We start from the raw sequence: 14,748 nt of genomic DNA, 5'->3' as shown, positions 1-14,748 counted from the left end.
TAATAATTGTTTGACGCTACTTGAATTAGGACATAAAAATATTCCTAATTACAATTAGCATGAGATGTGATTATCTACAAGACAAAAAAATCTTGTAGAAAAAATTAAAAAAATCTTAAGAAATTGGAGGTCTAAACAAGGCATACTCTATATCATAAGAATAGGTATTACTATAGTTAGAATTTAACTCTTTAGACCAAAGTATGGTCTTAGAATCTTCGTTTATAAACGATTGTTCATTTAAAAATACAGGAAAAAAAGACTCAAATACAACATTAAGTACTTTGTTTTGTTCATCATCGCTACTTGAAGACACAACCTGTAGTTGTTTTGCTAGATGACATTTACCATTACATTGCATTTCTGGTTTTTCTTTATTAACGCAATATGTCTCTATTATGTAATCAATATTTAATTGATAATAGAGTACTTGACCTATAAAATACATGGGTCTAAAAGCAAACGCTATTAATAATAAAAAAAGGAAAAGCTTTTTCAAAGTTTATAACTTTTGGCGAAGATACAACAAGCATAAAAAAATAGAAAGTATATAATCATAAAAAAAAAAGCTTAAACATTAATTTAAAGGTGCGTCTTCTCTATAACAGGCTGCAATATCTATACTTGCAGAATAATTTGATATACTCCTTAGTTTTGTTTTAAAAAACTTGGGGCATTTATAAATTAGTCAAACCTCCCAAAATATTGAGCCAAAAATTACCTATATCATTAAATTAAAGCATGCGTTTACATTGACGTAAATCGTGATATTAAACTTAAATGCCTTGTATCTATGCAAAAAATTGAACCATAAAAAAAGCGACATTTAAGTCGCTTTTTTATTATGGTTTTAATAAAATTAAACATTGATCTAATTCAGGGTTTTGTAGAATTAATGATTTAATATAAATCTTGAGCTCTTCAATTTCGTATGGTAATAATCTTTGAAGTGCTTTTTGTAATTCTTTACAAAACAATGTGCTGTCAAAGCTGACTTTACTAAGTACAGTTTTAGTGTACTCAAACATTGCTCTTGCCATTCTTTTTTAGTTTTTAGGTTAAATAAAAGTAGATGTGTTGTATAGGCTTTATCTTAATTATTACTTCATAAATGTAATAAAAATTTTAAATCATTCATCAAAAGTTCAAAATTTTAACAGCTAACGAAACGTTAAATTAAAATTCTCAGTTATTAAAACTAAGCCTAATAACCAATAAACAAGCTACTTTTTAAATATCTTTAAAGTATGTTGACCAGAAGCATAAAACACCTTTAAAAAGTAAATTCCAGCTTGGAGTTCACTTAAATCTAATAAATAATGAGAATCGTCAAATTGGCTATTTAATACCACTCTACCATTAATATCATAAATACTTGCAGAATTTAGACGTGTATCACTCTCAATGGTAAGATTGTCAAAAACCGGATTTGGATGTACTTTAGTTTTTAATACACTAAACGCGTTAGTGCTTAAATTATCTTCAGAAACTTCTGTGATATAATTATTAGTGATAATTGGCGCATTAAAATCAAAATATATTTCTGCTTGGCTAGAAAATGTATCACCAAGTACTAATGTGTTTAGTGTTTTAATCTTAAAAACCACATAACCATCATTTGTTGCATCATCAAATGGCAAATTGATATTTTCAAAAATGAATTCTACATCATTACTATCATTAATTCTGGTGTAAAACTCATGACTTCCATCTAAAGGTATTAAAGTGTCGATATTAAATTTTGCAGTATCAATAGCGTTTTTCACTACAATATCAGTTGCATTGGCTGTACCTAAATTTTCAAAACGTATCATATAATGTACAAACGCACCAACATCATCAGGACCAATAGTGTCTCCTTCTAAGCATTTTATATCATTTGGATCAAATGAGTTAACAACAAATTGTTTTAAACCCATGTCATTATTATTTGGAGTTTCATCATCCTGTAGTGGATAAACTGTAGCTGCAAAGTTCAATTCAAAACCTGAGTTAAGTGGAAAATTAGAATTTGTAGGAGTATTTAGTTCAAATGTCACTAAAATCTCTCTAGTTTCTAAAGGTGCCAAATCGATGTATTCCCAAGACACCATACTATTACTTATAGATGTTTCCGAAGGGATAGAAGACACATATTGCATATAATCACTATCAAAATTGTAATCAAATTCTACTGATCCTGATAACGACGCAACACCAACATTTTTATATATAATTTTATAGGTCGATTCAAATCCTGGTATGGCTAAATTAGTTGGTATAAGCGTAATTTCTAAATCATTAAAAACACCTAAAGGAGTCATGCAAAAATCTTGAATAAACGGACTTACTTCGGAAGGAAAATCGACTGAAACACTATTTGGTGATACAGCATAATAATTTGAATTCTCCAGTATTGGAGTCACTATATATGAACCCTCTGCAACCGATAGAGCATAGTTTCCTGATGCATTTCCAATATAAGATTCTAGGCTTGAACCATCATTAATACTAAACTTGAGATTAGGATACAAGTCATCGTTTATATCACAACCATCAAGATTAAGATCTACTTTAGTATCACCTAAAACAGAATATCCATTACCTCCTGTCACAAATGAACAATATGTATTAACGTTAGTGTTTGAGTTTATTAATGCTTCTATTTGATCTATTTCTTGCTCATCAACACAAATATAATTTAGAGTTGCTATATCCAGATTATAGTATTCTGACGAATCTATTATAGAACCATTTTTTATATTCAAGACATCTAATGGGTTACTAAAACACCACAACCTTTCTAAATTAGTATTACTGCTAACATCCAAATTAGTTAATTGGTTATTATTTGCATACAACTGTATAAGATTAGGGTTATTACTCAAATCTATACTAGATATTTGACAATATTGAAATCCTAAATTTTCTAAAATAGGATTCTGACTAACATCTAATTGTGTTATTGGACTATATGATATAGAAAGAAATTTTAAAATTGGATTATTAGTGACATCAAAAGATACAAAAGGATTACCTGTTGCTACTACCGTATCTAGATTTGCGCTTTCACTAAGATCCATGTTTGATAGTTCATTATTTGAACAATTCAAAAACGCTAAACTTGGTGTATTTGCGAGATTAATATTAGTAATTTGATTTAAGTTACATATCATAGTATTTAAACTCGTACAATTAGAAACGTTTAAATCTATAATCTCATTTTCATCACATTCTACATATTCTAAAATAGAATTATTACTTATATCTATAGCTGTGAGTAAATTACCTTCACAGTTTAAATATTCTAGATTGGTAAAATATTCTAAACCATCTAATGAAGTAATATTTTGATCATCTATACGCAAGCCAATTACTGCTTGGGCTTCAGAAACTTGTATTTCACCATCATTATTACTATCAACATCATAGGTTGAATAACCACCATTTATTGGCCATGAAACATAAAACGCACAGTTTGTATTTACTAAAGCGTTTTTAAAATTATCATCTGTAAATTCAATAGTTTGGGCTTGACCAAAAGTCATAGCACAAATCATAATAAGAAGCGTTACTATTTTTTTCATAAATACAGGTATAGGTTTAGAGTCAAATTTACACAAAACAAAAAAGGTTGTGCGAAAAACACAACCTTTTAATATATTTCTTACAATAGTTACGTTTTAAAAACGATTATCACCATCCAAAATATCTCCTAAACCACCTAAAATACTGCCTTCGCCTTTGCTATTACCACCTCTTGGCAGTGAAGCAATTACACGACCTGCAAGTCTACTAAATGGTAATGACTGTACATAAACAACTCCTGGACCTTGCAATTTGGCGTAGAATAAACCTTCGCCTCCAAATATTGTATTCTTGATTCCTCCAATAAATTCTATATCGTAATCTACATCTTGTGTAAACCCAATAATACAACCTGTATCTACTCTTAAGGTTTCTCCTGCTTGCAATACTTTTCTTGCTGTTGTGCCTCCTGCATGAACAAATGCCATACCATCACCTTCTAATTTTTGCATGATAAAGCCTTCGCCTCCAAAAAGTCCGCGACCTAATTTTTTAGAAAATTCTATACCAACGCTAACGCCTTTTGCTGCACAAAGAAATGCATCTTTTTGGCAAATAAATTTCCCTCTATATTCTGTTAGATCTATTGGAATAATTTTTCCAGGATAAGGTGATGCAAATGAGACATTTCGTTTGCCTGTGAGGTTATTGTAAAAGGCCGTCATAAATAGGTTTTCACCTGTGAGAATACGTTTACCTGCGCCTAAAATTTTTCCGAAGAAACCTGTATCCTTTTGAGAACCGTCTCCAAAGATGGTTTCCATTTTAATACCGTCGTCCATCATCATAAAGCTTCCAGCTTCTGCGATAACGCCTTCTTGAGGGTCGAGTTCTATCTCGACATATTGCATTTCTTCTCCGTAAATTCTGTAATCGATTTCGTGTGATGTCATTTTTTGATTGTTTTTTACCGAAACATATTCAGTAATGATTGTTGATTTAATTATATGTTGAATAGTTTCCTTGATTGTTACAAGGATTTTTAAAATTAATTAAATTATATGCTAATTAAAATTCTAACAACTAAGACTTTACTTTAAGTGTCCACTCAAAATTAAAATCTGAAACCTGCACACCTTCACTATTAACACCTCTAGAGTTTAATATAACGGTTTGACCTTCTCCTGTTTCTATTGCTTTTGAAATTGCAACATCTATCATATCACCTTGATTACATGTAAACAAAATTCTACCTGTTGCTTTTTTTGTAAATGATGCGTTGTTTGAAGCTACAAGCATAGACATTCGTTGACCACTTGCTTTAATTTTTGTCATGACCAAAGCTCCAGTGGTGAGCTCTGCTGCCATACCTTGTACTGCCCAAAACATAGAATTAAAAGGATTTTGATTAAACCATCTGTGTTTTACAGTAACCACACATGTGGTTTCATTTAATGATTTTGTTCGCACACCACAAAAAAAAGCAGATGGCAATTTAAATAGTAAGAATGTATTGAGTTTTCTAGGAGATATAGTCATTGAGAGTGGATATTTCAGCTAAAATATTGAAAATTATCGACATAACCGTTTGTTAATATTATGTTAAATTTAAGTACTATGCGTAACATAATACCTTTTTAAAGACATATATTTGTATAAGAAATTACTATATGCTTTTTCATCATGACAACTAATCATCAAAAAAACATTGCCACTTTTATTCACTTATCAACCTTTAGCAGGTTTATAATTCCGTTAGGAAATTTCATAGGACCAATCATTTTATGGATTATGAATAAAGACAAATCAGACTTTATAGATACGCATGGTAAACAAGCCATTAACTTTCAAATGAGCATTTTACTGTATACTATAGTTATTGGCACGTTAACTATTCCGTTTTTTATTTTCAAAGTATTTAACGGTTTAGACTTTATAGATTTTCATGGTTTACATGATTTTCATATTAATGTTAATGAGCCTTCTCCTTTATTATTAATCTCTGGAGGAATTTTAGGGTTTCTTGCTGTTATAGGTTTTATTCTTGAGCTTTTATTAATTGTTAATGCAAGTATAAAAGCTAAAGATGGCCAGGTTTATGAATATCCATTGACCATCAATTTTTTAAAATAATATCATGCGACTTCATCACTCGCTATTTACAAATAACCATCAATCAATCAAAAAATGAACAGTTTATTAAAATTTAAATCACTTCGGAAAATGTCTCGTCAGTCTTCACAAATAGTATTGGACTCACAAGATGTGGTTCAGGCCAATTTCCGAAGTCATTTAAAAAACATTAGAGAAAACGTATGAAAATAGAAAACACAAAAGCGCAAATGCGAAAAGGTGTCTTAGAATACTGCATATTATCTGTATTAAAGGATGATGATGCCTATGTAGCTGAAATATTAAGCACACTCAAAGACGCAAAATTACTTGTGGTAGAAGGTACAATTTACCCGTTACTCACAAGGCTTAAAAACGCTGGATTACTCAATTATCGTTGGGAAGAATCTACATCTGGACCACCAAGAAAATACTATGGTCTTACAGAGACAGGACAGTTATTTTTAAAAGAATTAACCACAACCTGGAATGAATTACAAAACGCAGTTAACATCGTAACACGACAAAAAAAACAAACTAATGAATAAAACAGTCAACATAAATTTAGCAGGTATATTCTTCCATATAGATGAAGATGCATACTTAAAATTACAGCGCTATCTTGAGGCTATAAAACGTTCATTTACAGACTCTCAAGGTCGTTCTGAAATTATATCAGATATAGAAGCACGTATTGCAGAATTATTTAGCGAGCGTGTACAAAACGAACGACAAGTAATTGGTAATAAAGAGGTTGATGATGTTATCACCATCATGGGACAACCTGAAGACTATCTTGTAGATGATGAAATTTTTGATGATGAACCTCAACAAAAATCATATACAAATAAGCAAAATTCTAGGTCTAAAAAACTGTATAGAGATACAGATAACTCCTATGTAGGAGGTGTTTCGTCTGGTTTAGGTCATTACTTTGGTATTGATGCACTTTGGGTTAGATTAATTTGGGTATTCCTCATTTTTGGAGCTGGAACAGGTGTGTTATTGTACATTTTACTTTGGATATTTGTTCCTGAGGCTGTAACCACTTCTGAAAAATTACAAATGAAGGGTGAGCAAGTCAATATCTCAAACATTGAAAAAAAAATCAAGGACGGCTTTGATAGCGTATCCAATGCTGTTCAAAATGTAGATTTTAAAAAGCATGGCGACAAAATTAAAGAAGGCATAGATACTGTGTCTGACTCCATTTCCGAAGGTGTAAAAAAGGCAGATTTCCCACGTCAAAGTGAACGTATTAAATCATCATCAAGCTCATTTTTTGAAGCTATTGGTAATATTTTTATGTTCTTTTTGAAGTTATTTGCTAAATTCTTTGGTTTGATTATCATGTTTGTGGGAGCAGTAACTATTATCTCACTAATTATTAGTCTTTTTAGTTTGAGTTTCTTGGACAATGTACATTTTCCTGGAGTAGATTTTTATAGTGTTACCGATACTTCTGGTATGCCACACTGGTTAATGTCAATATTGTTATTCTTTTTCTTTGGTATTATAGCCTTTTTCGTATTCTATTTAGGGCTCAAAATATTGATCTCTAACATGAAGTCTATTGGTAAAACAGCCAAGTACACATTATTAGGCTTATGGATCATTTCATTTATTGCTTTATCTATAACATTTATAAAATTTGGATTGAGTTATAAAGAAGAAGGTTCAACTATTAAAACCGAAAAATTAGCAGCTATTACCGCAAGTGATACATTAACCATTAGAATGACTAACAATGATTTAATTACAAGTAGCTATTCTAGACGATTTCATAATTTCAAAACAGCTTATAATGACAATGACGAAAAAATATTATACAGTCAGGCTATTAGACTTATTGTAAGATCTACAAAAGATAGTATTGCCAAAATAAGAGTTGAACGAAGTGCAAGAGGTATTGATTTTGATGATGCCAAAAACAGAGCTAAAAACATTCGTTATAATTATAGTTTAGCTAATAATGAATTGTTATTAGACAACTATTTAACGATACCATTAGACGAAAGTAGAAAAGATCAAAAAATTACGGTCACCGTTTATTTACCAGAAGGCGCAATTCTTTATGCCGATGATAACACCTATCATTATCATAGTAACGATTATTATTACAATGATATACTCGATCATAATATGGAAGAACATCATCTCAAAATCATTAGCAATGGTGTAGAGTGTTTAGATTGCCCACTTGAAGATGACTTTAAAACCGAAGTTAATCTAGAGAATGACAACAACAACGGATTACACATTAATGAAAATGGCCTTAAAGCAAAATCTGACGATAGTAGCCTTCAAATCGATGAAGATGGCATCCAAGCAGAAAGCGAAACCATAAAAGTTAATATAGACGATAATGGTATAAATATTACAACAGAAAACGACGATAATTAACAGTTCAATCTAATCAACCAACGGTTCGAGTACTTAAAATTTAACTAACCAACCATTTTTTAAATATTTGAACCGTAATTATCATACTGAACAAAATTCAGCATCAAAAAATGAAACAGTCCATTTACTTTATTTTATTTTTCTTCGGAAACATCGCCTTAACACAAGCTCAGGCTGATAAAAATTCTGAAGTCTATGAAACACTAAAAGCAAACGACAGCCTCATATTTGAGCGCGCTTTTAACAACTGTGAATTGCAACATCTAGACGACTTAATTGCAGATGACTTCGAGTTTTATCACGACAAAGGCGGATTAATAAATTCTAAAGAAGCCTTTATAAAAACAATGAAAGAAGGAATTTGCAAATCAAATAGAACACATAAGTCAACTAGAGCATTGGTAGGCGAATTAGAAGTATTCCTTTTATATAACAATGGAACATTATATGGAGCCCTACAAAAAGGAGTTCATAAATTTTTTGAAACTACCAACAAAACCAAAGTTGCTGGCAGTACAGCGCAATTTTCACATCTCTGGATTTTAGAAAACAACAATTGGTATTTAAAGCGTGTATTAAGCTTTGACCATCAAATGAAACAACAATAACCATCAATTTAAAACAATCAATCATGACAACATTAACAAAAATCACAATCGCAGTACTAATGAGTCTATTGCTATTTTCTTGCAATTTCGACGTTAACTTTGGCACAAATGGTGTCACTGGAAACGGAAATGTCTCAACCCAAGACCGTACTTTATCTGAAGAGTTCACAGAAATTGAAGTTAGTAGAGGCTTAGACGTGTATCTCACACAAAGTGAATCACCATCCTTAAAAGTACAGGCAGATGAAAATTTACACGATATTATAATTACAGAAATTGAAAATGGTGTATTAAAAATATATTCCGAAGAGAACATTAAAAGATCTGAGTCTAAAAAGATTATGGTTAATGTTAGAGATTTAACTGCAATTAGCGCTACAAGTGGCAGTGATGTATATTCTACTAATACATTAAAAGCAGATACAATTAAACTAAGCACAACAAGTGGTGCAGATCTTGAAGTTGAACTAGATGCGCAATCTACAACCTTAGCATCGACAAGCGGAAGCGATTTGAGAGTAAAAGGAACAACCAATACATTAAGTGCATCTGCAACTAGTGGTAGCGATATAGATGCCCAACATTTAATTTCTCAATCATGTTCTGCATCTGTAACAAGTGGAGCAGATGTAATAGTGCATGCCGAAGAAAAACTTACAGCAAGTGCAACAAGTGGTGGCGATATTAAATACTACGGAAACCCTAAAAATGAAAGTATTTCTGATAGCTCAGCAGGTCATGTAAGAAAACAATAAACACCTAACAATCAACCAATCACTTGTTTTTTTTATAACCATTTCAAACTCAAATCAAGTTTGGGATGGTTTTTGTTTTATATTTGCTTTAATAATGAACTAGAATTCTCGTTTTGTTTTATACCAAAAAGTAAATACTAGTTCTAGAAACATATTATAATGAAAAACATTACATTACTTCTATTACTTGTTTTTGGTTTTAGCACTATGAGTTTTGCTCAAGACGAAGAAAAAATAAAAGGTGATAGAAACTTAACGATAGAACAAACCTATATTGATGGGTTTAAAAAAATCGTAGTTGGAGAAGACTTTGAAGTTGAACTTTTCTACAACAAAAAGCCATCAGTAGAAATTGAAACAGATGGTAACCTACACGAATATATCAATATTAATGTTGTAGATAGCGTGCTTACCATTTCAACAACACGTGAGATTCGTTACAAAAAACTAAATATTAAAGTTAATTATGGCGACTCATTTTCTGACATTGAGGTTAAAAACAATGGCGAAATTCGCTCATTAACTTCATTAGAACTAAATAATGCGTCTTTAAAAACAAGTGGATCTGCGAGAGCTTATCTTAATATAAAAGCAAACAGTTTTAGTTTTACAAGTACCGAAAAATCTAAAGTTAAACTTAACATTACAGCTCCAAGCGTCACTGTTGAAATTAGTGATAACACAAAAATGGATGCACTTATAAATGCTACAGATGTAAAAATGGATTTATATCAACGTGCAAGTGCAAATATAGAAGGTACTGTAAAAAACTTAAACCTTAGAACCGACAATAATGCGCAATTAAACGGTAAAAATTTTACAACCAATAATAGCACTGTGCTTGCCGAAATGGAAAGTAATATTTACCTAGAAGCATTAGATACTATTGCAATTGATGCTTCTGGTACTAGTGAGATTTATCTCTTCGGAAATCCTAAAATCACAATTAATACTTTTACAGGAACAGTTAAACTACAAAAGAAAGAAAAGTAGAGTTATCATATTTCCGAAGCTGCCATTGGCAACGGTATAAAATAGATTTATCACATAAAAAAAATCCGAAGATTTAAAACCTTCGGATTTTTTTGAGGATATATCAAAAAACGATTAAACGTTTAGTATTGAGGTGTTACAAACTCAAAATCAGATTCTTTTGCTGCAAGATAACGCTCAGCATCTAAAGCTGCCATACAACCAGTACCTGCTGCAGTTACTGCTTGACGGTACACATGATCTGCTGCATCACCCGAAACAAAAACACCTTCTATATTTGTTTTTGATGTTCCTGGTTTATTAATGATATAACCAGTCTCATCAAGCTCTAAAAAGCCTTTAAAAATATCTGTATTAGGTTTGTGACCAATGGCTACGAAAAATCCAGTAGCTGGTATTTCGAACTTCTCATTGGTTTTGTTATTGTAAGCTCTAACTCCTGTCACTACTTGACCGTCACCTAAAACCTCATCGGTTTCGGTATTAAATAAAATCTCGATATTCTCGGTATTTTTTACTCTAGTTGACATAATTTTAGACGCTCTAAACTCATCTCTTCTAACAAGCATTGTCACTTTTTTACATAGCTTTGACAAGTAGTGTGCTTCTTCACAAGCACTATCTCCTGCTCCAACAATAACAACTTCATGATTTCTATAAAAGAACCCATCACAAACTGCGCAAGCTGAAACGCCTCCACCTAATTTTAAATACTTTTGTTCTGATTCTAGACCTAAATATTTTGCTGATGCTCCTGTAGAAATGATCACTGTTTTACAGTGAATTTCTTGAGTATCATTTACCCAAACTTTATGCACATCTCCAGAGAAATCAACTTTTGTGACCCAACCATTTCGAACATCTGTTTCAAAACGTTCTGCTTGAGCTTGAAGCTCGAGCATCATTGCAGGTCCAGTAATCCCTTCTGGATATCCAGGAAAATTTTCAACTTCATTAGTTGTTGTTAATTGTCCGCCTGGTTGTGTACCTTGATAAAGTACTGGCTCCATGTTGGCTCTTGCAGCATAAATGGCTGCTGTATAACCTGCAGGACCAGATCCTATGATAAGGCATTTTACTTTTTCTATTGTATCTGACATGTTTTTATAGTATTCAGTTTATGTATAACAAAAGTAGGTGTTTTGAATAAAAGCTTACGTCAAAGTTATTAACAGTTATTATAGCTTTATTTGGTTTATCTATGATGTAAACCTATGAATAGAGTTAATCCTTTTAGAATTAGAGTTAAGACTACAGCCTGTTTAAAATTATTTTTATATCATAAATTAATGAGCATGGGAATCATAGCAAAACACGACAGAATGAATACACTTTATTATAGTTCGACATCTAGTATTGGCAAACAAACACTTGCCTATTTAAAGGCGTCTTTAAAAGATTTACGAGAGATAGATATATCAAAAACTAACGTCACTGGTACCCAATGGAAAGAGCTTGCCGTACTTTTAAATGTTAGTATTGGCGACCTAGTAGATAAAACCGTATTTAAAACTTATCATGATAATGCATCAAACACCGACTTTAGTGAGACCGATTGGATTGATGTTTTAAATAACACGCCTGAAGTTTTTAATTGGCCAATCGCTATTTTAGGAAATAAAAGTGTTCATATTCGTAATGCTTCGGAAATAGTAAACCTACTAGAACCGAACAGTAAAGGGATTGATGATAAAAAATCGGTATAGTATTTTGTAAATTTATAAGGATAATTTTCAATTTAAATATGACGTTAATACGTCTAGTTTGGATTATATTCTTAAATGATTTTCAGCTTTATTAACTCGATTGTTATTGAGACATTTCAGAAATAAAAACAAACATTTTAGCTATTAGAATTCTCCTTTTCTTCTTCTTTTTGCTCATCTATTTCTTCTTGAGAATAGATAAGCTCATGATCTTGTTTTAAGCCCACAATTAAAATGATATTTTTAATGGTATTAAATAACATCAATATAACGACAACCATTGTACCGCTCAAAACTGACGAAATAATCAAGGTTACCCAATAGATTATACTAAACCAACCTGTTGGAATTTCAGTTGATGCTGTTATTGGGATATTAAATAATTGAAACATGATAAGTGTTACAATAAATAAAAAGGTATCAATTCTCGCAATATTTAATACCTCTAAATAATGTACATCTTTTAATTTTGATGATGTACCAGAGCTAACACCAAGTAATGTCAATAATAATGCTAATATTGTTGCAGATGCTAATACAATGGTATTACACAACATGTTAATCCCGTTAAGAGACGTTTCTAAAAGCTTGATAGCTTCATACCCAGAAATATTTCCCAACATAAACACGCCTAAACTTATAATCATAAAAGTGACAAGTCCGCCATAAATAGCACGTTTGTTGTTTTTAAGAAATTGTATCATGGTGAGATTGCATTAATTTTTTTACACAAAAAAAGCCTCTAAATAGAGGCTTTTAATAGTTATATGTGTTTAGTCTACCGCATCTTCTACATCATCTGCAACATCTTCTACTGCATCTTCGACTTTATCTCCTGTGGTTTCTCTACAGCTTGTAAATACTGTTGAGATTGTAAATAGTATTAAAAATACTTTTGCTAATTTTTTCATAATTGATTGTTGTTTTAGTTAATAATTATTTTTTTACGACTCCTTTTAAAAGAGATAGTACAAAGAGTACAATAAATATAAAGAATATAATTTTTGCTATTCCAGCTGCTGCTCCTGCAATTCCTCCAAATCCTAATACTGCTGCAATGATTGCGATTACTATAAATGTGATTGTCCAACGTAACATAATTTTGAGTTTTAAGTTAAATAATAAACTGTCTATCAGATTACTATACTGCAATATCGTCATTTTTAGAGCTTCTATTTTGCTCATTTAGTGAGATGTTTAACTCTAATACTAGTTTCTATATACTTTAATAATATCTTGATAATGATCATTATTAATGATACGCTTAAACAGCTTAGTATTTTTATAAAATTGATCTTTAATGGGATGCGATGTAAATTTAAACCTATCATGTGTTTCAATTAATGACCTTAAATCTTTAATTTTTAATCTAGAATCTAACCAAGCGCTATGATCTTTGCGTTTTAGAATTAAAGGTTTCTGATTTCCTAAGTTAGGAATATGATTATACTCAACTCCTGCATTGGTAACTAGTATGGAACACGTTAAAAATCCATCCTGGATTTTATTAAATATACCTGCAATGCAAAAGGGTTCATGATTTTTTAAATGAATATGATGGGCTTGTAATTTACCATCTACAAGTTTTGAAGTAAAGTAACCATTAACTATGATGAGACATCGTCTTTCATCTAAGGATTTTGAATAAATTTCTTTATTAAAATTAGCGTCATCAATATTGGTATTCAAAGTATTTGTAAATCCTTGAAATGTTTGCCAATCGTCATCATAGCCTTCTGGTAATAATCCCCAAATTGCATAATCTATAGCCGAAGGCGTTTCCGAAGTTATTATTGGTAAATTAGATTCACATAAACCATTTATTATCGCTTTAGGCTCATAGACATTTGGGTATTTAAAAGTGATATTAAATTCATCTTCTATAGCAGGTAATGTGCTCGTATTAGATAATTTATAGAACATATTTTTATTTACAATTACGTGATAAATCGAAACACCTATTGACTTAAATAATGAAAAAATGTCTTCAATTGAAAAAGGCACCTTAATAAAGGTGCCTTTTGCTATCAATCAATTAAGATGTACTAAAAATCTAGTATTATCTTAAATCTTCTAAAGTTTTAATATTAGATAACCCGTTTTCTATCGTGTTTTTCTGAGAAGCCAAAATAGATTGCGTACTTGCTGGTAAACTAGTTTCATTTAAAACATCTTGATATTCATCTACCGATGCTTTTTCTCCTCTAATCGCTTCTTCAAGCATAGACTCTTCATTATCGGCTGAAAATAAAGATTTTACATCCATCCATGCTCTGTGCATTGTTCCAGTTACGCTTCCACCTTTATCTATATCTTGATTAAAAGCAGTTAACTCACTTTTTAATTCGTGCCCAAAGTTATAACGTTCTTGAGCCTTTTGATTAAAATATGATTTTAAAGCTGCGTGTTCTACGTTTTCAGATGCTTTCTTAAATCCTTTTTCTGCATCGTATGTTTTTTCTAATAAATTATTTAATTTTTTTCCTACTTCTTCAGTATATGTACTCATCATGTAAAATTTTAAATTATACGACAGCTTATTTATTGATGTCTATCGATTTACATCATTAACTTTTAAGTTCATCACGAAATTAAGACTTATCTAAAGGAGACATTATTGTAAATACTGTAACTTTTAACGCATATCAAAATTTAAGACAACAT

At 31.0% G+C, this 14,748-nt stretch carries 19 protein-coding genes; 8 read left to right on the top strand and 11 right to left on the bottom strand.

Annotation, left to right across the window (positions count from 1 at the left end; translation table 11 throughout):
• Positions 1–115: 115 nt before the first annotated feature.
• The 5 genes from TD29_RS18640 to TD29_RS07005 form a co-directional block, all read right to left on the bottom strand.
• Complete coding sequence (locus tag TD29_RS18640) at positions 116–499, bottom strand: hypothetical protein (RefSeq protein ID WP_152611482.1); 384 nt, start codon at positions 497–499, stop codon at positions 116–118.
• A 343-nt stretch (positions 500–842) separates the two neighbouring features.
• Complete coding sequence (locus TD29_RS07020; protein ID WP_040279783.1) at positions 843–1,040, bottom strand: hypothetical protein; 198 nt, start codon at positions 1,038–1,040, stop codon at positions 843–845.
• 183 nt (positions 1,041–1,223) lie between these two features.
• A complete protein-coding gene (locus tag TD29_RS07015; protein ID WP_052467010.1) occupies positions 1,224–3,566 on the bottom strand; it encodes a DUF7619 domain-containing protein in 2,343 nt (780 codons plus the stop codon).
• A 96-nt stretch (positions 3,567–3,662) separates the two neighbouring features.
• Positions 3,663–4,460 (bottom strand): TIGR00266 family protein, encoded by a 798-nt coding sequence (locus TD29_RS07010; RefSeq protein ID WP_040279782.1) that lies wholly within the window; start codon positions 4,458–4,460, stop codon positions 3,663–3,665.
• Between the two features lie 130 nt (positions 4,461–4,590).
• Positions 4,591–5,046: a DUF4442 domain-containing protein gene (locus TD29_RS07005; protein ID WP_040279781.1), complete on the bottom strand. Its 456-nt coding sequence runs from the start codon at positions 5,044–5,046 to the stop codon at positions 4,591–4,593.
• 144 nt (positions 5,047–5,190) lie between these two features.
• Here TD29_RS07005 and TD29_RS07000 point away from each other — a divergent pair, with 144 nt between their 5' ends.
• From TD29_RS07000 to TD29_RS06975, 7 genes are all read left to right on the top strand, one after another.
• Positions 5,191–5,640 (top strand): DUF4870 domain-containing protein, encoded by a 450-nt coding sequence (locus tag TD29_RS07000; protein WP_040279780.1) that lies wholly within the window; start codon positions 5,191–5,193, stop codon positions 5,638–5,640.
• Positions 5,641–5,694: 54 nt separating this feature from the next.
• On the top strand, positions 5,695–5,826 hold the full coding sequence (locus tag TD29_RS18820) for a hypothetical protein (RefSeq protein WP_262501108.1): 132 nt from the start codon (positions 5,695–5,697) through the stop codon (positions 5,824–5,826).
• A complete protein-coding gene (locus TD29_RS06995; protein ID WP_040279779.1) occupies positions 5,823–6,167 on the top strand; it encodes a PadR family transcriptional regulator in 345 nt (114 codons plus the stop codon). The genes TD29_RS18820 and TD29_RS06995 overlap by 4 nt, the downstream gene beginning before the upstream one ends.
• The gene (locus tag TD29_RS06990; RefSeq protein WP_040279778.1) at positions 6,160–8,022 is read left to right on the top strand and encodes a PspC domain-containing protein; all 1,863 of its coding nucleotides are present in this window, start codon (positions 6,160–6,162) and stop codon (positions 8,020–8,022) included. Before TD29_RS06995 ends, TD29_RS06990 begins: the two co-directional genes overlap by 8 nt.
• A 110-nt stretch (positions 8,023–8,132) precedes the next feature.
• A complete protein-coding gene (locus TD29_RS06985) occupies positions 8,133–8,630 on the top strand; it encodes a nuclear transport factor 2 family protein (RefSeq protein ID WP_040279777.1) in 498 nt (165 codons plus the stop codon).
• Between the two features lie 23 nt (positions 8,631–8,653).
• On the top strand, positions 8,654–9,385 hold the full coding sequence (locus TD29_RS06980; RefSeq protein ID WP_052467009.1) for a head GIN domain-containing protein: 732 nt from the start codon (positions 8,654–8,656) through the stop codon (positions 9,383–9,385).
• Between the two features lie 159 nt (positions 9,386–9,544).
• Entirely contained in the window at positions 9,545–10,378 is an 834-nt protein-coding gene (locus tag TD29_RS06975) for a GIN domain-containing protein (protein WP_241485253.1), read from the top strand.
• 122 nt (positions 10,379–10,500) lie between these two features.
• On the opposite strand, the gene trxB is transcribed toward TD29_RS06975, so the two are convergent.
• Positions 10,501–11,478: a thioredoxin-disulfide reductase gene (trxB, locus tag TD29_RS06970; RefSeq protein WP_040279775.1), complete on the bottom strand. Its 978-nt coding sequence runs from the start codon at positions 11,476–11,478 to the stop codon at positions 10,501–10,503.
• A gap of 114 nt (positions 11,479–11,592) precedes the next feature.
• On the opposite strand from trxB, the gene TD29_RS06965 reads away from it, so the two are divergent.
• Positions 11,593–12,084 (top strand): arsenate reductase family protein, encoded by a 492-nt coding sequence (locus TD29_RS06965; protein ID WP_152611481.1) that lies wholly within the window; start codon positions 11,593–11,595, stop codon positions 12,082–12,084.
• A gap of 137 nt (positions 12,085–12,221) precedes the next feature.
• Here TD29_RS06965 and TD29_RS06960 read toward each other — a convergent pair whose 3' ends face one another.
• The 5 genes from TD29_RS06960 to TD29_RS06945 form a co-directional block, all read right to left on the bottom strand.
• A complete protein-coding gene (locus TD29_RS06960; protein WP_040279774.1) occupies positions 12,222–12,788 on the bottom strand; it encodes a hypothetical protein in 567 nt (188 codons plus the stop codon).
• Between the two features lie 69 nt (positions 12,789–12,857).
• Positions 12,858–12,995, bottom strand: coding sequence for a hypothetical protein (locus tag TD29_RS18680; RefSeq protein ID WP_162835818.1), 138 nt, complete (start codon positions 12,993–12,995; stop codon positions 12,858–12,860).
• A gap of 25 nt (positions 12,996–13,020) precedes the next feature.
• Positions 13,021–13,182, bottom strand: a complete 162-nt coding sequence (locus TD29_RS06955) for a DUF1328 family protein (protein ID WP_040280108.1) — start codon at positions 13,180–13,182, stop codon at positions 13,021–13,023.
• 111 nt (positions 13,183–13,293) lie between these two features.
• Positions 13,294–14,007 (bottom strand): SOS response-associated peptidase, encoded by a 714-nt coding sequence (locus TD29_RS17840; RefSeq protein WP_152611480.1) that lies wholly within the window; start codon positions 14,005–14,007, stop codon positions 13,294–13,296.
• A gap of 136 nt (positions 14,008–14,143) precedes the next feature.
• Complete coding sequence (locus TD29_RS06945) at positions 14,144–14,593, bottom strand: ferritin-like domain-containing protein (protein ID WP_040279773.1); 450 nt, start codon at positions 14,591–14,593, stop codon at positions 14,144–14,146.
• Positions 14,594–14,748: the final 155 nt, after the last annotated feature.

Origin of the sequence: Psychroserpens damuponensis, assembly GCF_000826655.1 — a bacterium.
Lineage (GTDB): Bacteria > Bacteroidota > Bacteroidia > Flavobacteriales > Flavobacteriaceae > Psychroserpens > Psychroserpens damuponensis.
The sequence above is the reverse complement of the archived record's forward strand: the minus strand, read 5'-3'. Positions and strand labels throughout refer to the sequence as shown.